The sequence below is a fragment of the Mycobacterium sp. 1165178.9 genome, assembly GCF_001673555.1.
GTDB lineage: Bacteria > Actinomycetota > Actinomycetes > Mycobacteriales > Mycobacteriaceae > Mycobacterium.
Window position 1 is genome coordinate 1 of the sequence record NZ_LZMB01000233.1, and the last position, 17722, is coordinate 17722.

Annotated in this window: 19 protein-coding genes and 1 pseudogene; 14 read left to right on the forward strand and 6 right to left on the reverse strand. The window is 68.9% G+C overall.

Going from position 1 to position 17722, the window contains the following annotated elements; translation table 11 throughout:
• The 8 genes and pseudogenes from A5652_RS27510 to A5652_RS10620 form a co-directional block, all read left to right on the forward strand.
• Positions 1-134, forward strand: a pseudogene (locus tag A5652_RS27510) (CDP-diacylglycerol--inositol 3-phosphatidyltransferase); the annotation flags it as partial.
• A 62-nt stretch (positions 135-196) separates the two neighbouring features.
• Positions 197-1111 carry a phosphatidylinositol mannoside acyltransferase gene (locus tag A5652_RS10590; RefSeq protein ID WP_232001157.1) on the forward strand — a complete coding sequence of 305 codons (915 nt, stop codon included), beginning with the start codon at positions 197-199 and terminating at the stop codon, positions 1109-1111.
• A complete protein-coding gene (locus tag A5652_RS10595) occupies positions 1111-2235 on the forward strand; it encodes a glycosyltransferase family 4 protein (RefSeq protein ID WP_067350291.1) in 1125 nt (374 codons plus the stop codon). Before A5652_RS10590 ends, A5652_RS10595 begins: the two co-directional genes overlap by 1 nt.
• Complete coding sequence (locus A5652_RS10600) at positions 2235-3269, forward strand: NUDIX domain-containing protein (protein WP_067350294.1); 1035 nt, start codon at positions 2235-2237, stop codon at positions 3267-3269. The genes A5652_RS10595 and A5652_RS10600 overlap by 1 nt, the downstream gene beginning before the upstream one ends.
• 70 nt (positions 3270-3339) lie before the next feature.
• Positions 3340-4245, forward strand: coding sequence for a pyridoxal 5'-phosphate synthase lyase subunit PdxS (gene pdxS, locus A5652_RS10605; RefSeq protein ID WP_067126751.1), 906 nt, complete (start codon positions 3340-3342; stop codon positions 4243-4245).
• A 9-nt stretch (positions 4246-4254) separates the two neighbouring features.
• Positions 4255-5100 (forward strand): acyl-CoA thioesterase II, encoded by an 846-nt coding sequence (gene tesB, locus A5652_RS10610; RefSeq protein ID WP_067350298.1) that lies wholly within the window; start codon positions 4255-4257, stop codon positions 5098-5100.
• The gene (gene pdxT / locus A5652_RS10615) at positions 5097-5687 is read left to right on the forward strand and encodes a pyridoxal 5'-phosphate synthase glutaminase subunit PdxT (protein ID WP_067350301.1); all 591 of its coding nucleotides are present in this window, start codon (positions 5097-5099) and stop codon (positions 5685-5687) included. The genes tesB and pdxT overlap by 4 nt, the downstream gene beginning before the upstream one ends.
• A 160-nt stretch (positions 5688-5847) precedes the next feature.
• Complete coding sequence (locus tag A5652_RS10620; protein WP_067350304.1) at positions 5848-6603, forward strand: YebC/PmpR family DNA-binding transcriptional regulator; 756 nt, start codon at positions 5848-5850, stop codon at positions 6601-6603.
• A 92-nt stretch (positions 6604-6695) separates the two neighbouring features.
• Here A5652_RS10620 and A5652_RS10625 read toward each other — a convergent pair whose 3' ends face one another.
• The 5 genes from A5652_RS10625 to A5652_RS10645 are packed head-to-tail and all read right to left on the reverse strand — an operon-like array spanning position 6696 to position 10307.
• On the reverse strand, positions 6696-8273 hold the full coding sequence (locus A5652_RS10625) for a polyamine aminopropyltransferase (RefSeq protein WP_067350307.1): 1578 nt from the start codon (positions 8271-8273) through the stop codon (positions 6696-6698).
• Entirely contained in the window at positions 8270-8725 is a 456-nt protein-coding gene (locus tag A5652_RS10630) for a DUF350 domain-containing protein (protein ID WP_067350310.1), read from the reverse strand. The genes A5652_RS10625 and A5652_RS10630 overlap by 4 nt, the downstream gene beginning before the upstream one ends.
• A 17-nt stretch (positions 8726-8742) precedes the next feature.
• Complete coding sequence (locus tag A5652_RS10635; protein WP_067350334.1) at positions 8743-9174, reverse strand: DUF4247 domain-containing protein; 432 nt, start codon at positions 9172-9174, stop codon at positions 8743-8745.
• Positions 9171-9677, reverse strand: a complete 507-nt coding sequence (locus tag A5652_RS10640; RefSeq protein ID WP_067350314.1) for a DUF2617 family protein — start codon at positions 9675-9677, stop codon at positions 9171-9173. The genes A5652_RS10635 and A5652_RS10640 overlap by 4 nt, the downstream gene beginning before the upstream one ends.
• A gap of 18 nt (positions 9678-9695) precedes the next feature.
• Positions 9696-10307 carry a DUF4178 domain-containing protein gene (locus A5652_RS10645; protein WP_067350317.1) on the reverse strand — a complete coding sequence of 204 codons (612 nt, stop codon included), beginning with the start codon at positions 10305-10307 and terminating at the stop codon, positions 9696-9698.
• 179 nt (positions 10308-10486) lie between these two features.
• On the opposite strand from A5652_RS10645, the gene ruvC reads away from it, so the two are divergent.
• The 6 genes from ruvC (at position 10487) to A5652_RS10675 (ending at position 15026) form a co-directional block, all read left to right on the forward strand.
• On the forward strand, positions 10487-11053 hold the full coding sequence (gene ruvC / locus A5652_RS10650; RefSeq protein ID WP_067350320.1) for a crossover junction endodeoxyribonuclease RuvC: 567 nt from the start codon (positions 10487-10489) through the stop codon (positions 11051-11053).
• Positions 11050-11652, forward strand: coding sequence for a Holliday junction branch migration protein RuvA (ruvA, locus tag A5652_RS10655; protein WP_067350322.1), 603 nt, complete (start codon positions 11050-11052; stop codon positions 11650-11652). The genes ruvC and ruvA overlap by 4 nt, the downstream gene beginning before the upstream one ends.
• The gene (ruvB, locus tag A5652_RS10660; RefSeq protein ID WP_067350324.1) at positions 11649-12695 is read left to right on the forward strand and encodes a Holliday junction branch migration DNA helicase RuvB; all 1047 of its coding nucleotides are present in this window, start codon (positions 11649-11651) and stop codon (positions 12693-12695) included. The genes ruvA and ruvB overlap by 4 nt, the downstream gene beginning before the upstream one ends.
• Positions 12696-12936: 241 nt before the next feature.
• Positions 12937-13665, forward strand: a complete 729-nt coding sequence (locus A5652_RS10665) for a hypothetical protein (RefSeq protein WP_067350326.1) — start codon at positions 12937-12939, stop codon at positions 13663-13665.
• 153 nt (positions 13666-13818) lie between these two features.
• Positions 13819-14202 carry a DUF1304 domain-containing protein gene (locus tag A5652_RS10670; RefSeq protein ID WP_067350328.1) on the forward strand — a complete coding sequence of 128 codons (384 nt, stop codon included), beginning with the start codon at positions 13819-13821 and terminating at the stop codon, positions 14200-14202.
• Positions 14203-14333: 131 nt separating this feature from the next.
• Entirely contained in the window at positions 14334-15026 is a 693-nt protein-coding gene (locus A5652_RS10675; protein ID WP_067350330.1) for a hypothetical protein, read from the forward strand.
• Between the two features lie 61 nt (positions 15027-15087).
• Here the strand turns inward: A5652_RS10675 and car are convergent.
• On the reverse strand, positions 15088-17722 hold a 2635-nt coding region (gene car / locus A5652_RS10680), incomplete at its 5' end, for a carboxylic acid reductase (protein WP_067350339.1).

Below are 17722 nucleotides of genomic sequence, written 5' to 3' on the forward strand. Positions count from 1 at the left end.
TCGTCGCCTGGCCGCCCGCGCTGCCCGTGGCGATGTGGGTGCTGGCCGCGGCCAGCGTGGTGACCTGCGCGCAGCGGCTGCACACGGTACGCACCTCGCCCGGTGCGACCGACCGGCTGGTGGGCGAGCCGTGATACCCACTCCGTCAGGCATGAAAATGATTGGGGCACAACCGCTGCGCCAGCTGGCCGGCCGCATGGCGGGCCGTGTCACGGGTGGCGCCGGCGCCGACTGGGCGTACGCGTCGGGCTGGATGGCGGTGCGTGCGATGCCGGAGTTCGCCGCGCGCAACGCCTTTGAGGCCGGAGCACGTTACGCCGCCCGCGGCGGCGGGCCACAGCAGCTGCGCAGGAACCTGGCTCGCGTCTTGCGCGTGCCACCCGAGGACGTGCCCGACTCGCTGATGCGGGCCTCGCTGGCCTCCTATGCCCGCTACTGGCGCGAGGCGTTCCGCCTGCCGGGCATGGACCTGGCCAAGCTGGGCCGCGAGCTGCACGACTCGGTCCTAGGGTCAGACAACATCGAAGCGGCGCTGGCCCGCGGCTGCGGCGCGGTGATCGCGTTGCCGCACAGCGGCAACTGGGACATGGCGGGGGTATGGCTGGCGCAGACACACGGCACCTTCACCACCGTCGCCGAGCGACTCAAACCCGAGTCGCTGTACCGGCGCTTCATTGCCTACCGTCAAGGCCTCGGCTTCGAGGTGCTGCCCCTGTCCGGGGGGGAACGGCCGCCGTTCGACGTGTTGTGCGATCGGCTGCGGGACAACCGCGTGGTGTGCCTGATGGCCGAGCGCGACCTCACCCGCAGCGGCGTCCAGGTCGACTTCTTCGGCGAACCCACCCGGATGCCGGCCGGGCCCGCGAAGCTCGCGATCGCGACCGGCGCAGCCCTGCTGCCGGCGCACTGCTGGTTCGAGGACCGGGGATGGGGCGTCGATATACAGTCGTCGCTGGATTGCAGCAGCGGCGACGTCGGCGTCATCACCCAGGCGTTGGCCGATCAGTTCGAGAAGAACATCGCCGCCTACCCCCAGGACTGGCACATGATGCAGCCGCAGTGGCTGGCCGACCTCCCCGAAGCCAAGCAGGCGCGGCTGAAGGAAACCTGATGCGGATCGGGATGGTCTGTCCCTACTCGTTCGACGTTCCGGGCGGGGTGCAGTCGCACGTCCTGCAGCTGGCCGAGGTGATGCGCGCCCGAGGCCACGATGTCAGCGTGCTCGCGCCGGCCTCGCCCCACGCCGAGCTGCCCGACTATGTCGTCTCGGCGGGCAAGGCCGTCCCGATTCCCTACAACGGTTCGGTGGCCCGGCTGCGGTTCGGGCCGGCCACCCACCGCAAGGTCAAAAAGTGGCTCGCCGAAGGTGATTTCGACGTCCTGCACCTGCACGAGCCCAACGCGCCAAGCCTGTCCATGTTGGCCCTCAACATCGCCGGGGGCCCGATCGTCGCCACGTTTCACACGTCCACCACCAAATCGCTGACGCTGACGGTGTTTCAGGGGATCCTGCGCCCGATGCACGAGAAGATCGTCGGCCGGATCGCGGTCTCCGATCTGGCACGGCGCTGGCAGATGGAGGCGCTGGGCACCGACGCGGTGGAGATTCCCAACGGCGTCGACGTCGCCTCGTTCGCCTCGGCCCCGCACCTGGACGGCTACCCGCGTGCGGGCAAGACGGTGCTGTTTCTGGGCCGCTACGACGAGCCGCGCAAGGGCATGTCGGTGCTGCTGGATGCGTTGCCTGCGCTCGTCGAGCGCTTCCCCGAGGTGCAGCTGCTGGTCGTCGGGCGCGGCGACGAAGACCAATTGCGCGCCCAGGCAGGCGAATTGGTGGACCACGTCCGTTTTCTCGGCCAGGTCGACGACACCGGAAAGGCATCGGCCATGCGCAGCGCTGACGTGTATTGCGCGCCCAACCTCGGCGGGGAGAGTTTCGGCATCGTCCTGGTCGAGGCGCTGGCCGCCGGCACCCCGGTGGTGGCGAGCGACCTGGACGCCTTCCGCCGCGTGCTCGGCAACGGTGACGTGGGATGCCTGGTACCCGTCGGCGACGGCGACGCGCTTGCCGATGCGCTGATCGCGGTGGTGGAGGATGATGTGCTGCGGGAACGTTATGTGACGGCCGGTACGGCAGCCGTCCAGCGCTACGACTGGTCGGTGGTGGCCAGCCAGATCATGCGGGTTTACGAGACGGTCGCCGCGTCAGGCGCCAAGGTTGAGGTGGCCGGTTGATGACATGGCTGATTGTCGCCATCGCGGCGCTGGTCGCGGTGCTGGCGGTCTTCGGTGTCTGGGCGTACCGGACGGCGAACCGGCTGGATCGACTGCACGTCCGCTACGACCTGTCGTGGCAGGCGCTCGACGGGGCACTGGCACGGCGGGCGGTGGTGTCGCGGGCCGTCGCCATCGACGCCTACGGCGGTGCCTCCGAAGGGCGGCGGCTGGCGGCCCTGGCCGACGCCGCGGAGGGGGCGCCGCGGCCCGCGCGGGAAAACGCCGAGAATGAGCTGTCGGCCGCGCTGGCCGTCGTCGATCCGGCATCGCTGCCGGCGGGTCTGATCGCCGAGCTGGCCGATGCCGAGGCCCGTGTGGTGCTGGCCCGTCGCTTCCACAACGACGCGGTCCGGGACACCCTGGCCCTGGCCGAACGGCCCCTGGTGCGGCTGTTCCGCCTCGGCGGGACCGCCTCGCTGCCCAGCTATTTCGAGATCGTCGAGCGGCCGCACGCCCTGGCCCACGGCGCCTTGGGCTTTCAAGGGGTCCTCAACCACCGCACCTCGGCGCGCATCGTGCTGCTCGACGACACCGGCGCGGTTCTGCTGCTGTGCGGGTCGGATCCCGCGCTCGCTGCCCAGCACGCGCCGAAGTGGTGGTTCACGGTGGGCGGCGAGGTGCAGCAAGGGGAGCGGCTGGCCGAGGCCGCCGCGCGGGAGCTGGCCGAGGAAACCGGTCTGCGGGTCGCCCCGGCGGAGATGGTCGGACCGGTTTGGCGGCGTGACGAGGTTTTCGAGTTCAACGGCTCGCTGATCGACAGCGAGGAGTTCTACTTCGTCTACCGCACCGACCGGTTCGAGCCGTCGCGCACGGGCCGAACCGAGCTGGAACACAGCTACATCCACGGCCACCGCTGGTGTGACGCTGCCGACATCGCCGCACTCGTCGCGGCCGGGGAGACGGTCTACCCCATGCAACTATCCGGACTGCTCACCGACGCGGCCGCGCTCGCCAGCGGCCGGACCCCCGGGCCGCTGCTGTCCATCCGCTGACGCCGCGGCGTCAACGCGGGCCAAAGCGCCTCATTAGACTGGGTCGACAACGGTTGAAGGAGATCATGCAGTGAGTACCGCCCACCCGAGTAACGGGCGAACCGGAACGGCGCGCGTCAAGCGCGGCATGGCCGAGATGCTCAAGGGCGGCGTCATCATGGACGTCGTCACCCCCGAGCAGGCCAAGATCGCCGAGGCCGCCGGCGCCGTCGCCGTCATGGCGCTGGAACGGGTGCCCGCCGACATTCGCGCGCAGGGCGGTGTGTCGCGGATGAGCGACCCCGACATGATCGAGGGCATCATCGCCGCGGTGACCATCCCGGTGATGGCCAAGGCCCGCATCGGTCACTTCGTCGAGGCGCAGATCCTGCAGAGCCTCGGCGTGGACTACGTCGACGAGTCCGAGGTGCTCACCCCGGCGGACTACACCCACCACATCGACAAGTGGAAGTTCACCGTGCCGTTCGTGTGCGGGGCGACCAACCTCGGGGAGGCGCTGCGCCGCATCAGCGAGGGCGCGGCCATGATCCGTTCCAAGGGCGAAGCCGGCACCGGTGACGTCTCCAACGCCACCACACACATGCGGGCGATCGGCGGCGAGATCCGCCGCCTGACGTCGTTGTCGGAAGACGAGTTGTACGTCGCCGCAAAGGAATTGCAAGCGCCCCACGACCTGGTCGTCGAGGTGGCCCGGGCGGGCAAGCTGCCGGTCACGCTGTTCACCGCGGGCGGCATCGCCACCCCGGCCGATGCGGCGATGATGATGCAGCTCGGCGCCGAGGGCGTGTTCGTGGGTTCGGGCATCTTCAAGTCCGGCGATCCGGCTGCGCGCGCGGCCGCGATCGTCAAGGCCACCACCTTCTACGACGACCCCGACGTGCTCGCCAAGGTGTCGCGCGGGCTGGGCGAGGCGATGGTCGGCATCAACGTCGAGCAGATCGCGGAGCCCCACCGGCTGGCCGAACGCGGCTGGTAAAAACAGTCCGTGGCGATCGAAGAGATCCTCGATCTCGAGCAACTCGAGGTCAACATCTACCGTGGCAGCATCTTCAGCCCAGAGTCGGGATTCCTGCAGCGCACCTTCGGGGGCCATGTGGCCGGCCAGTCGCTCGTGTCGGCGGTGCGCACCGTCGATCCGCGGTACCAGGTGCACTCGCTGCACGGGTATTTTTTGCGGCCCGGGGACGCTTTAGCGCGCACGGTCTTCATCGTCGAACGCTCCCGCGACGGCGGCTCGTTCGCCACGCGGCGGGTGAACGCCATCCAGCACGGCGAGATCATCTTCAGCATGGGCGCCTCCTTCCATACCGATCAGGAAGGCATCCATCACCAGGACTCCATGCCGGCCGCGCCGCCACCGGACGGCCTGCCGGGGCTGAACTCGATCAAGGTCTTCGACGACGCCGGTTTCAAGCAGTTCGAGGAGTGGGACGTCTGCATCGTGCCGCGCGAGCGGCTGCAGCTGTTGCCGGGCAAGGCCTCCCAGCAGCAGGTGTGGTTCCGCCACCGCGACCCGTTGCCGGACGACCCGGTGCTGCACATCTGCGCGCTGGCCTACATGAGCGACCTGACGCTGCTGGGATCGGCGCAGGTCACCCATCTCGACGTCCGGGAGCACCTACAGGTGGCGTCGCTGGACCACGCGATGTGGTTCATGCGGGCGTTCCGGGCCGACGAGTGGCTGCTCTACGACCAGAGCTCGCCGTCGGCCAGCGGCGGCCGTTCGCTGTGCCAGGGCAAGATCTTCACGCAGTCCGGCGAGATGGTCGCGGCGGTCATGCAGGAGGGGCTGACCCGCTTCAGGCGCGGTTTCCAGCCGGCCAACCAGTGAGCGCCCCGCGGATCGGCGTCCTGGCGCTGCAGGGCGACACCCGCGAGCACCTGGCGGCCCTTCGCGAGGCGGGAGCCGAGTCGATGCCGGTGCGCCGGCGCAGCGAGCTGGAGGCGGTGGACGGGCTGGTCATCCCCGGTGGGGAATCGACCACCATGAGCCACCTGCTTCTGGATCTCGGGCTGCTGGAGCCGTTGCGGGGCTTACTGGCCGACGGGCTGCCCGCCTACGGCGCGTGCGCCGGGATGATCCTGCTGGCCAGCGAGATCCTCGACGCCGGCGCGGGCGGGCGCGAGGCGCTGCCGCTGCGCGCGATCGATATGACGGTGCGGCGCAACGCATTTGGGCGACAGGTCGATTCGTTCGAGGGTGACATCCCATTCGCGGGACTGAACGATCCGGTGCGCGCGGTATTCATCCGCGCCCCCTGGGTGGAGCGCGCCGGCGACGATGTCGAGGTGCTGGCCAGCGCGGCCGGCCACGTCGTCGCGGTGAAGCAGGGCCGCAAGCTGGCAACTGCGTTTCACCCCGAGATGACCGGTGACCGGCGCATCCACCACCTGTTCGTCGACCTCGTCACCGGCTGACGATCGCGGTGGGCACATCCGCCCAGCGACGGACGCCGATGCACGGTGCTGTGACCCTTGGGGCCGCTGAGACGGCGGGGCAGTGACCGGGCAACCCACCCCGACCGCCCACGTAGACTCGTCTGGCCACAAAAACAAGAGGACTTCAGATAGGACAGCAATGAGCGGCCATTCCAAGTGGGCCACCACCAAGCACCAGAAGGCCGTCAAAGACGCGCGCCGCGGCAAGGAATTTGCCCGGCTGATCAAGAACATTGAGGTCGCAGCCCGCACCGGCGGTGGCGACCCGGCGGGCAACCCGACGCTCTACGACGCCATCCAGAAGGCGAAGAAGACGTCGGTGCCCAACGACAACATCGAGCGTGCCCGCAAACGGGGCGCGGGCGAGGAGGCCGGCGGCGCCGACTACCAGACCATCATGTACGAGGGTTACGGCCCCAACGGCGTGGCGGTGCTGATCGAGTGCCTCACCGACAACCGCAACCGCGCGGCCGGCGAGGTCCGGGTGGCGGTGACCCGCAACGGCGGCAACATGGCCGACCCCGGCTCGGTCTCTTACCTGTTCACCCGCAAGGGCGTCGTCACGCTGGAAAAGAACGGGCTCACCGAGGACGACGTGCTGACCGCCGTGCTCGATGCCGGCGCCGAGGACGTCAACGACCTCGGCGAGAGCTTCGAGGTCATCTCCGAACCGACCGACCTGGTGGCGGTGCGTACGGCGCTACAGGACGCCGGCATCGACTACGAATCGGCCGAGGCCAGCTTCCAGCCGTCGGTCAGCGTGCCGGTCGACGTCGAGGGCGCGCGGAAGGTATTCAAGCTGGTCGACGCGCTGGAGGACAGCGACGACGTGCAGAACGTCTGGACCAACGTCGACCTGTCCGACGAGGTGCTCGCCGCCCTCGACGACGAATAGTTCGGCATTCGCCGAGCGTGCACTCAGGGCGAGATTCAGGACGATTTTTCGCCCTGAGTGCACGCTCGGCGTGACCAAAGGCGCCATCAGGACTAGTCGTACCCGTGCCGCATGTCCTCGACGATGCGCGGATTCTCCAGCGTCGACGGCTCCACGGGGCGCGGCCCGATGTCGCCGGAGAAGACGCCGGCGGCGTCGAGCACCTGCTGGTTGAGGTAACGCAGCGGCGGCGCATTGGGAGGCACCGTAGGCGTGGGTGCGACGTCGCCGCGCCGCGCCAGGGCGAATCCCCAGTCACCGAACGTGGGCACGTGCACGTGATACGGCGTGACCGCGTAGCCGGCCGCCCGGATCGTCGATACGGTGCGCCAATACGCCGTCGGGGTGGAGAAGGGACTGCCCGCCTGCACCACCATCAGCCCACCGGGAGCTAGCGCGCGGCCGACCAGCGCGTAGAACTCCCTGGAGTACAGCCGGCCCAGCACGGGTGTGTCGGGGTCGGGAAGGTCGACGATCACCGCGTCGAATCGGTCCACGTTCGGCCCGCGCAACCAGTTCATCGCGTCTTCGGTCAGCACGGACACCCGGGGGTTGTCCAGCGAGCCGCCATTGGCCGCGCGCAGCGTGGTCCGCGCGACGTCGATCACCGCGGGGTCGAGCTCGACCTGCACGATCTTGGAAATGCCTGGCTGGCGCAGCAATTCGCGCGCCGCCAGGCCGTCGCGGCCGCCGAGCACCAGCACCGAGTGGGCGCCTTGGGAAACCCCGCCGAGGGCGGGATAGACCAGGCTTTCGGTGTAGCGGTATTCGTCGCGGGTGGAGAACTGCAGGCCCCCATTGAGATACAGCCGGGTGTCATTGCCTCGGCGGGTCACCACTATCTCCTGATAGGCCGTGTGCCGGTAGGCGATGATCGGGTCGGCGTAAAGCCTTTGCCTGCTCGTTGTTTCGATGTCGGCCGAACGCAGCAGGAGTGTGGCCAGTAGCGCCACGGCCGCGGCCAGCGCGCAGATCGCCAGCATCAGCTGCCGCGCCGAAACCACTTGGCGCAACAGGAAAATCGCTACGACGGCGGCGGCCGCCAGGTTGATCATGCCGGTGGCGGCCGCACCGCGGATCATCCCCAACTGCGGGAGCAACAGGAACGGCCAGACCAGCCCGCCCAGCAACGCGCCCAGATAGTCGGCGGCGTTGAGGTTGGCCAGCGTCCGCCCGGCATCGGCCGCGCCGGCTATCCGGCCACCTTGCAGCAGCGTCATCAACAGCGGCACCTCGGCACCCACCAGGCCACCGATGAGCGCCGTGCTCAACGCGAGCACCCACGTCGACCCGTCCACGAAAGCGAACACCACGTACAGCGCCGCCGCCGAAAGTCCACCGATGATGCCCAGCAGCGCCTCGACGGCGATGAAGGTGATCGCCGCGTGGGCCAGCAAGGGTTTGACCAGCAGGGCGCCCACGCCCAGCGCGGCGATGTAGCCCGCGACGATGAGCGAGGTGGCGACGATTCCGCCGCCGTCGAGACTGGCCGACAGCGTCAGCAGCGCGAGTTCGTAGATGATGCCGCACGCCGCGCACGCCGCGACCGCGGCCAGCAGCAGCGCCCGCCACCGATCCGAGGGTCCCGCGGACGGCGCCACCTCGGGCGGCCGCACATCGACAGCGCTCATGACACCGCCGCGGCGGTCACCCCTCCCACGGCGAGCAGTATCAAGGCCACGGCGAAGGATCCCGGGTGCAGCTCCGGCTCGTCGATGTGCTCGTGGAAGCTGCCCGGTATCAGTAGGTGCATCGCCAGCAGCGCTATGCCCAGCAGGATCACGCCCATCAGCCCATACACCGCCACGCCCAGGAGCCCCTGGCCCAGCTGGCTATAGCTGTTGGCGATGGCCGTGATGATGACGACGGTCAGGGCGATATACATCGCGCCCGCGACCACCACGGCGTTGGGGCGGCGGTCGATGAACACCAGCTGGCGCAACTTCCCCGGGGTCAGCACGTCGACCGCGTAGAACCCGATGAGAAGCACGGCCATGCCGACGACGAAGTACAGGATCGTCGCGACCGCGCCCTTCAGCACGGGATTGAGGTCGACGGTGCCGATCTCGACGGCGAGGTACATGGTGTTCTCCTTTGCGTTCACTTGATTCCGCCGGGCCCGCCGGGGGTGCCTCCGGCGCCGCCCGACGGGGATCCAGGGGAAAATCCGGGGCCCAGGAAGATGAAGGCGCCGTGGCTGTAGCCGGCGCTCAGCGGTTCGACGCGGATGCTGCACGGGTAACCGCCGTCGGGGCCGACGACCACGATGTTGTTGCTGTAGCGCAGGTACTCGGTCTTGCCGTTGTCGGCCCGCGCGTCGGGTTGGGCATAGTCGGCCAACGTGTCGGCGACCTGTTCGGGTGAACCGGTGCACTGGTAGCGAGTCCCGTTCGCGTCGCGGGCGTACTCGTGATAGTGGCCTGCCACGTACGAGGCAATGTTCTTCTGCAACAGGACGATCCCGACGATCAGGCACGCCACGGCGGCAGCGCCCAGCACTCCGGCGATCACGAACAGGCGGTTGCGGCTCACGGGCGCCACCGGCTGGCCGTGTGGACCACCGTTCCGCCGCCGCCTGGGATGCGGGCCGGATAGAGGTGCCAGGTCTGCCAGCGCCAGCCCGCGCCGTCGGGTTCGGCGGCCAGCACGGTCAGCGCGGCGTCATCGCCGGGGAACGTGCCGCCGAGCCAGCCCGCCCGGCGCGCGCACCGGCCTCGCAGGTCCCGCGCGAGCCGGCGAAAGCTCGCCTCGTCGCGGGTGTCGGTGCGCGACCGCAAGGTGTACCCGGGCGCGTCGGTGCGCTCGGGCAGCTCGGCCCCGAGATTGCGTGCCGTGCAAGAGATTTCCTCGGAAAACGCGTGCTCGACCGCCACGACGTGTGACGCGCCGAGCACGCCCAGCAGGAGCGTGGCGCCACCGGCGGGGTGGCCCAGCCGGCAGCTGGCCAGGGGCGCGGGCACGGGCGCGTTGAGCGCGAGTCCCAGCCTTTCCCCGGATACGTCCGCCGGAGTCACGGCGAGCTGATGAAGGGGCACCGACCTGAACCTTTAGCCCTACGCCGAGCTGGGTGGGGGCGCCGAATACACGGTGATCTCGCCCGGCGAGACGGACCTGCCCGTCGATACCTCCCAGGGCATGTCCGGCGCCCAGCGCTCGAACGAGAGCAGCGCCGACTCGTCGGCGTTGGTGCAGTCGACGAACTCCATCTCGCCGCCGGCCGGCAGGCCGGTCGCGCCTTCGGTCGTGTAGGAGGCGCGGCCGCGTTCGGACTCGTGGAACGTCACGCCGTCGACGACGTATTGGTCGCCGGGGCGCAGTGACACGTCCTTGCGTTTGACCCACATCGCCAGTTCCAGGCGTCCGTCGTCCTCCTCGACGCTGAACCAGAGCGGCTGGTCGCCGCCCTCCAGCAGGTGCTCCCACCACACGAACGGTCCCTCGCGGTAGGTGACCGAACCGCGCACGAGGTAGTCGATGCCGCCGTAGCTGACGACGGCGCCGGGCCCGAGTTGGCGCGGCCCGAACTGCGGCATCGCGTCGGAGGCGAGCGGATCCTGGCGCCCGCCTCGCTGGGCCGGCTGCTTGGGTCGTCGCAAAGCCACCACCAGCACCACGATGGATGCGATGAAGAGCAGCACGGCAATTATGACCAGCAGAGATCCCACGCCAACCCCTCTGTTGCCACGATGCTCGAGCGAACGTGGGCTAAAGCTAACAGCTTTTCGGCGGGTTCGGCGCCGCAACTCACCCCGGGAATCGGCCGCGCCGCCGCGTGTCCTACCCGCGCGCGTCGGTGCCGGCCGCTAGGGTATCGAACAGCTGTTCTACTAGGTGGGAGCGGGGAATGCGGGTGATGGGCGTCGATCCCGGCCTGACCCGATGCGGTCTGTCGGTCGTCGAGACCGGGCGCGGGCGCACGGTCGTCGCGCTCGATGTCGACGTGGTGCGCACGCCCTCGGACGCGCCGCTCGCCGAGCGGCTGCTGACGATCAGCGATGCCGTCGAGCATTGGCTGGCCACCCATCAACCGGACGTCGTGGCAATCGAGCGGGTCTTCTCCCAACTCAACGTGTCGACGGTGATGGGCACCGCCCAGGCCGGCGGCGTCGTCGCGCGGGCGGCGGCCAAGCGCGGCATCGACGTGCACTTCCACACACCCAGCGAGGTCAAGGCCGCGGTCACCGGCAACGGCGCGGCCGATAAGGTCCAAGTCACCGCCATGGTCACCAGAATCCTTGCGCTGCAAGCCAAGCCGACACCGGCCGACGCCGCCGACGCGCTGGCGTTGGCGATTTGCCATTGCTGGCGGGCGCCGATGATCGCCCGGATGGCCGCGGCGGAGGCGATGGCCGCCGAGCAGCAACGAAAATACAAAGCCAGGTTGGATGCCAAGCTGAAGGCCGCGCGATGATCGCCTCGGTGCGCGGCGAGATTCTCGAGGTGGCGCTCGATCATGTGGTGATCGAGGCCGCCGGCGTCGGCTACCGGGTGAACGCGACACCGTCGACGCTGTCCACGCTGCGGACCGGGACCGAGGCGCGGCTGATCACCGCGATGATCGTCCGCGAGGACTCGATGACGCTGTACGGCTTCACCGACACCGACACCCGCGATCTGTTTATGACGCTGCTGTCGGTGTCGGGGGTCGGCCCGCGCCTGGCGATGGCGACCTTGGCCGTCCACGACGCCGGGGCGCTGCGACAGGCGCTGCACGACGGCGACGTCACCGCGCTGACCCGGGTGCCCGGGATCGGCAAGCGCAGCGCCGAACGGATGGTCTTGGAGTTGCGCGACAAGGTCGGCGCCGGCTTCGCGACCGGGGGAGCGTCCCCGGCCGCGTGCCTCAATGGCCACGCGATACGCGGACCGGTGGTGGAGGCCCTGGTCGGGCTCGGTTTCGCCGTCAAGCAGGCGGAGGACGCCACCGACAAGGTGCTGGCCACGGATCACGAAGCCACCACGACGGCCGCCCTACGCGCCGCCCTGTCGATGCTGGGTAAGTCCCGATGACGGACGACTACGAGGAACGAGAGGTCTCCCCGGCACTGACCGTGGGCGAGGGCGACATCGACGTCAGCCTGCGTCCGCGCTCGCTGCGCGAGTTCATCGGCCAGCCGCGGGTGCGCGAGCAGCTGCAGCTCGTCCTCGAAGGCGCGAAAAACCGCGGCGGCACACCGGATCACATCCTGTTGTCCGGTCCGCCCGGGTTGGGCAAGACGTCACTGGCGATGATCATCGCGGCCGAGCTCGGGTCCTCGCTGCGGATGACGTCGGGGCCCGCATTGGAACGCGCCGGTGACCTGGCGGCGATGCTGTCCAACCTGGTCGAGCACGACGTGCTGTTCATCGACGAGATCCATCGCATCGCCCGGCCCGCCGAGGAGATGCTGTACCTGGCCATGGAGGACTTCCGGGTCGACGTGGTGGTCGGCAAGGGTCCCGGGGCGACGTCGATTCCGCTGGAGGTGGCGCCGTTCACGTTGGTCGGCGCTACCACCCGGTCCGGCGCGCTGACCGGCCCGCTGCGGGACCGGTTCGGTTTCACGGCGCATATGGACTTCTACGAGCCCTCCGAGCTAGAGCGGGTGCTGGCCCGCTCCGCCGGCATCCTGAGCATCGAACTCGGCGGCGACGCGGCCGAGGAGATCGCCCGGCGCTCGCGCGGGACACCGCGGATCGCCAACCGGTTATTGCGCCGGGTCCGCGACTTCGCGGAGGTGCGCGCCGACGGCGTGATCACCCGGGACGTCGCCAAGGCCGCGCTGGCGGTCTACGACGTCGACGAGCTGGGCCTGGACCGCCTGGACCGGGCGGTGCTTTCGGCGCTTACCCGCAGCTTCGGCGGTGGACCGGTCGGGGTGTCGACGCTGGCGGTGGCGGTGGGTGAGGAGGCCGCCACCGTCGAGGAAGTCTGCGAGCCGTTCCTGGTGCGCGCCGGCATGGTCGCGCGGACGCCGCGAGGCCGGGTGGCCACCGCCCAGGCCTGGACACACCTCGGCATGACGCCGCCGGCCGGGGTCACCGGTTTCGGTCAGGCCGGTCTGTTCGACTAGCGGCCGGACCAATCGCGGCCAAATCGTGACCTTTGCGCAGAGCGCGGGCCCGTGCGCTGGCCTACTGGGCCTCCGGCCAGCTCAGACCCGCCCGCACCGTCCATCGCGCGGCCTCGGCCGCGCCGGCCTCACCTCGCCACAGTGACCTCAGCAGGCACTTGGGTACCGCGTGAGCGGTTACACCCCAGGACCCTCGGGTAACCAGCCCCACAGCAGTCATTAATGTCCGAAGGAGGTTCCGATGAGGACCAGAAGCCACGACTACGACCGCCCTCGCGCGCTGTACATGCCACGTACCCGCGGCGCGCTAACCGGGTTACTTTTGATTCTTCTAGGTGCGTGGGGCGCATTGGTGCCGTTTTTCGGGCCCAACATCGACTGGGCCTACATGGCCGATCCGGCATGGACGTGGACGACGGCCAAAGGCTGGCTGGAGGTGCTCCCCGGGGCAGCGGCCGCGGTGGGCGGTTTGCTGGTGCTGATGTCCGGCAACCGTGCCAGCGCGGTGTTCGGCGGCTGGCTGGCGGTCGCGGGTGGCGCCTGGTTCATCGTGGGCCGCGCGTTCGCCTCGACCCTCGGCATCGGTGACCTCGGTCAACCGATGGCTTCGACGGACCTGAAGCGAGCCCTGCTCGAGGTCACCTACTTCACGGGCCTGGGCGCCCTGATCGTGTTCCTGGGCGGGGCCGCGGTTGCGCGGCTGGCCGTTCGCCACGCACGCGACGTCGTCGTGGCCGAACCGGCGCCGGTGGCAGGCGAAACCGTGCCGGCCGCTGAACCGGCCACGTACGACGAGGGTCGCGTCCCGGCGGGAGCGCGGTCGGATGCCGTGGCCGCCGAGCCGGCGCCGCGCGAGCGCACCGGTGGTGGCCTGTTACGTCGGCGTTCCGGCGAGGGCGGCTTGTTGCGTCGGCGCACTGAGGGTGGCGGCCTGTTCCGCAGGCACCACCATGCAGACGCAGCGCAGTAGTTCCAAGTAAGGCGGGAGGCCCCGGTAGCTTCGGTTACCGGGGCCTGTTCGCGCGTCAGCCTGCCTCGGGTGGCTGCCGGTCGGTAAAGTTCACCGGCGCCCAGACATGCGGAACCTGACCGCACCGCGGGCCGGAACCAGCCAGGAGGAGCGATGATCGCCACCGCGATGGTGTTCGCCGCACTGGCGGCGTTGCTGCACGTCTACATCTTTGTGATGGAATCGTTGACCTGGACCTCGTCGCGCACCCGCGCCACCTTCGGCACTACCGAGGCCGAAGCCGAAACCACCAAGCTGCTCGCCTTCAACCAAGGCTTCTACAACCTCTTCCTGGCCGTCGTCACAGGTGTGGGCATCATCGCAGTTGCCTTGGGGCACATAGGTATCGGAGCGTCGCTTGTCTTCGCCGGTGTCGGATCGATGGCCGCGGCCGCGACGGTTCTGGTCGCGTCCGACCCGCATAAGGCGCGCGCGGCCGCGACGCAGGGCACCCTTCCGGCGATCGCGATCGCGCTCCTGCTGCTCGGCCTTCAGTAGTAACACCAGTCTCACCAGCCTCAAAAGCCACGGTCAGCGGTGGCTTTCGCCTGCCTCATGGGTTAGTAGTGGAAGACGCTGGGTAACCACCCCAGGCCGGAAACCGACCCGGTATTCAACGAGGGGATGTCATGAAATACGCAGAAGACGGCCAAACCCGCGGGCTGAGTATGCCGCGCTCGCGCGGCGCGGTCAGCGGATTGCTCCTGGTCATCTTGGGAGCCTGGGGGGCGTTAATACCGTTTGTTGGTCCGCACTTCAATTTCGCCTACACGCCGGACCGGGACTGGGCGTGGAGCACGGCCCGGGGCTGGCTCGAGGTCGCTCCAGGCGCGGCGGCCGTACTGGGCGGCCTGCTGCTGGTCGTCGCCGGGAACCGTGTCGCCGCCATGCTGGGCGGTTGGCTGGCTGTGCTGGCCGGAGCCTGGTTCGTCGTGGGCGGCCAGGTCGCCCCCCTGTTGGGAATCGGCTCCGCCGGTGACCCGATCGCCGCGACCGACCGCAAGCGTGCGGTGCTCGAGGTCACCTACTTCTCGGGCCTGGGCGCGCTGATCGTCTTCGTGGGTGGCGTTGCGCTCGCCGGCACCGCCGCGCGCCTGGCGCGCGACGTGCATCCGCTGGCCGCCGACCGCGCCGCGGCGCCGGCCGTTGAGCCCTACCGGGATTCGACTTACGACGAGCCCGCCGAGGTCTCCTCGGGGGCGCTGACCAAGCCGCGATCCGCTGCCGACGCCGAGCCCAAGCGGGGCTGGCGTCGTAACCTCGCCGGCGCGGGAGCCGGTGCTAACGCCGCGTACCTGCGCTGGCCGCACCCGCAGCAGTAGTCGTTAGCAACGATAAGCCGCCCAGTCCGAAAGGGCTGGGCGGCTTACTGTTTGGCCTACCTCAGAGCAGTCCGAGCAACTGCAGGTTGGTGATGTACTTGACGATGACCGGAGCCGACACGTGCGGAATGTCTTTGTCGGGACCGATCTTCGCTTCCTGCACCGCCGCGCGGAACACATCGGTGGGTGCCATCGAGCCGTTGATCGGCTTTTCCGGCTTCTGGTAGTTGTGCAACAGCGGCAGCAGCGAGTACTGACGCTGCCGATCCGGCAGGGCACGCAGCGAGGTCTCGAACCGCCGCAGCCATTCGGAGTAATCGGCGATGCGCTCGATCGAATAGCCGGCCTCGACCAGCCAGTCGATGTACTCGTCGAGCCCGATGCCGTCGTCGTACGGGTTCATCACGTGGTACGTCTGGAAGCCGGTGTCGCTGTCCAGAATCTGTGTTCCCAGCGTCGAGATCGCCGCGGCGATGAACTCGACCGGCAGTCCGTCGTAGTGCGCCCGCTGCCGGTTGCCGTCGGCGTCGAGCTCGTAGAACGAACCGGGCGCGATACCGGTGGCGACCAGGCTCAGCATCAGCCGGGTGAACATGTCCGGCAGGTTGAGCTGTCCGGCGTAGGTGGTGTCGGCCAGGATCATGTCGCAGCGGAACACCGTGACGGGCAGGCCGCACAGGTCGTGTGCCTCACGCAGTAGCACCTCGCCGGCCCACTTGCTGTTGCCGTAGCCGTTGGCGTAGTTGTCGTTGATCTCGCGGGTGGCGCTGATCTGCCGGATGTCGGCGTTCTCGACGAACTTGCCCGGCTGGATCTGGTCGCCCACACCGATCGTCGACACGTACGTGTAGGGCTTTTGCTTGGACGTCAACGCAATCCGGATCAGTTCCGCGGTGCCCAGGGCGTTGGGCCCGAACAGCTCGCTGTACGGCAGCACGTGGTTCACCAGCGCCGCCGGGTCGACGATGACGTCGACCGTGTCGGCCAGTCGCTGCCAGGTCTGCTGGTCCAGACCGAGGTTGGCCTCGCCCTTGTCTCCCGCGATCACCTCGAGGTGGTCGGCGGCCAGCTTCTGGTAATGCGCCAGCAGTTTCGGGTCGCCGCTGTCGAACGTCTTGTCCAGCCGGGCGCGCGCCTCCTCGTCGGACTTGGCCCGCACCAACGCGATGACCTTGCCGTCGACCATGTACATCCGCTCGAGCCAGTCCAGCGCCAGGTAGCGGCCCAGGAACCCGGTCGCGCCGGTCAGCAGCACCGTGCGCACCTCGGTCGCCGGCTTCGGCAGGCTCGGTGCGCCGGCCAGGATGGCCTCGTCGAGGAACTTGTCCAGCGTGAGGTCACTGGCGTGCACCGTCGTGGCGTCGCGCCCGTGCACGGCGGCGAACGTCGGCCGCTTGGAGCCCTGCCGCTCGGCCTCGATGTAGGCGGCGATGGCCGCCAGGTCGTTGGCCGGGCTGACGATGACACCCACCGGGACGTCGACGTCGAAGATCTCGCGCAGCAGGTTGCCGAATGTCAACGCGGACAACGAGTCTCCACCCAGATCAGTGAAGTGGGCGTCGGGGGACAGGTCGCTGGTCGCGGCCCCCAGCATGGCGGCCGCGGCCCGGCTCAAGGTCTGCAGCACCGGCGCGTCGGCGCCGCCGCGGCGCAGTTCGGCCAGCTCGTTGGCCTGTCCTGCGGCCAGGTCGGCGTAGATCTGCTCGAGCCGTTCGCCGTAGTGCTGCTTCAGCTTCGGCCACGCCAGCTTGCGGATCCCGGTCAGCAGACTGTTTTCCAGCGTGAACGGGGTGGTCTCGATGATGAAGTCGCGCGGCACCTCGTAGGACTGCAGGTCGGCCTCTTTGGCGACCTTCTGCAGCGAGTCGGCGATCTTCGGCTTGAGCGACTCGATGTCGTTGTCCGCCAAGGCCGCTTCGGTCGGCACCACAACGGCCAGCAGGTAGGGCTGGGAGCTGTTGCCGTAGACGTAGATCTGGCGGATCAGCGGGCTGTTGCCGAACACCGCCTCCAGCTTGGCCAGCGTCACGAACTCGCCCTGCGCGAGCTTCAGCACGTTGTTGCGGCGGTCGACATACACCAGGCGGCCCGGGCCGATCTCGGCGAACACGTCACCGGTCCGGTAGTACCCGTCGTCGTCGAAAACGTTGGCAGTGGTCTCGGCCCGCTTGTAGTAGCCGGGGAACATGTTCTCGGTCCGCAGCAACAGCTCACCGCGCGGATGCGGCCGGTCGGTGCTGAAGTAACCGAGATCCGGAACGTCGACCAGCTTGTAGTCGATCACCGGCGGCCGCTGAATCTCGCCGTCGAACAACACCATTCCGGCCTCGGTCGAGCCGTAACCGTCCAACAGGTGCATCTCGAGCAGCGACTCGGCCCACTTCTTCAATTCCGGTGAGGTGGGTGCGGAGCCCGTCATCGCGAAGATGAAGCGCCCGCCCAGCAGGTACTGGCGCTGTTCGTCCAGAACCGCGGCCTCGACCGCTTCACGGTCCCCGCCGTCGGCCAGACGACGCTCGACCTGCCGCTGGAATTCGCCGAACAGCGTCTCCCAGATGCGCGGGACGAAGTTCATCTCGGTGGGCCGCACCAACTCGAGGTCCTCGAGCAGGGTGGACAAGTCGCTGCGGGCCGCGAAGTAGGCGGTGCCGCCATTGCCCAAGGTGCCGTAAAGGATTCCGCGTCCCATGACGTGA

Coding starts and splice junctions, on each gene's coding strand:
- A5652_RS10630 (WP_067350310.1), bottom strand. CDS start 8,725: ATGTACCTCGCCGTCGAGATCGGCACCGTCGACCTCAATCCCGTGCTG.
- A5652_RS10670 (WP_067350328.1), top strand. CDS start 13,819: ATGATCGCCACCGCGATGGTGTTCGCCGCACTGGCGGCGTTGCTGCAC.
- A5652_RS10590 (WP_232001157.1), top strand. CDS start 197: ATGGCGGGCCGTGTCACGGGTGGCGCCGGCGCCGACTGGGCGTACGCG.
- ruvA (WP_067350322.1), top strand. CDS start 11,050: ATGATCGCCTCGGTGCGCGGCGAGATTCTCGAGGTGGCGCTCGATCAT.
- A5652_RS10665 (WP_067350326.1), top strand. CDS start 12,937: ATGAGGACCAGAAGCCACGACTACGACCGCCCTCGCGCGCTGTACATG.
- ruvB (WP_067350324.1), top strand. CDS start 11,649: ATGACGGACGACTACGAGGAACGAGAGGTCTCCCCGGCACTGACCGTG.
- ruvC (WP_067350320.1), top strand. CDS start 10,487: ATGCGGGTGATGGGCGTCGATCCCGGCCTGACCCGATGCGGTCTGTCG.
- A5652_RS10675 (WP_067350330.1), top strand. CDS start 14,334: ATGAAATACGCAGAAGACGGCCAAACCCGCGGGCTGAGTATGCCGCGC.
- A5652_RS10595 (WP_067350291.1), top strand. CDS start 1,111: ATGCGGATCGGGATGGTCTGTCCCTACTCGTTCGACGTTCCGGGCGGG.
- A5652_RS10600 (WP_067350294.1), top strand. CDS start 2,235: ATGACATGGCTGATTGTCGCCATCGCGGCGCTGGTCGCGGTGCTGGCG.
- A5652_RS10625 (WP_067350307.1), bottom strand. CDS start 8,273: ATGAGCGCTGTCGATGTGCGGCCGCCCGAGGTGGCGCCGTCCGCGGGA.
- A5652_RS10620 (WP_067350304.1), top strand. CDS start 5,848: ATGAGCGGCCATTCCAAGTGGGCCACCACCAAGCACCAGAAGGCCGTC.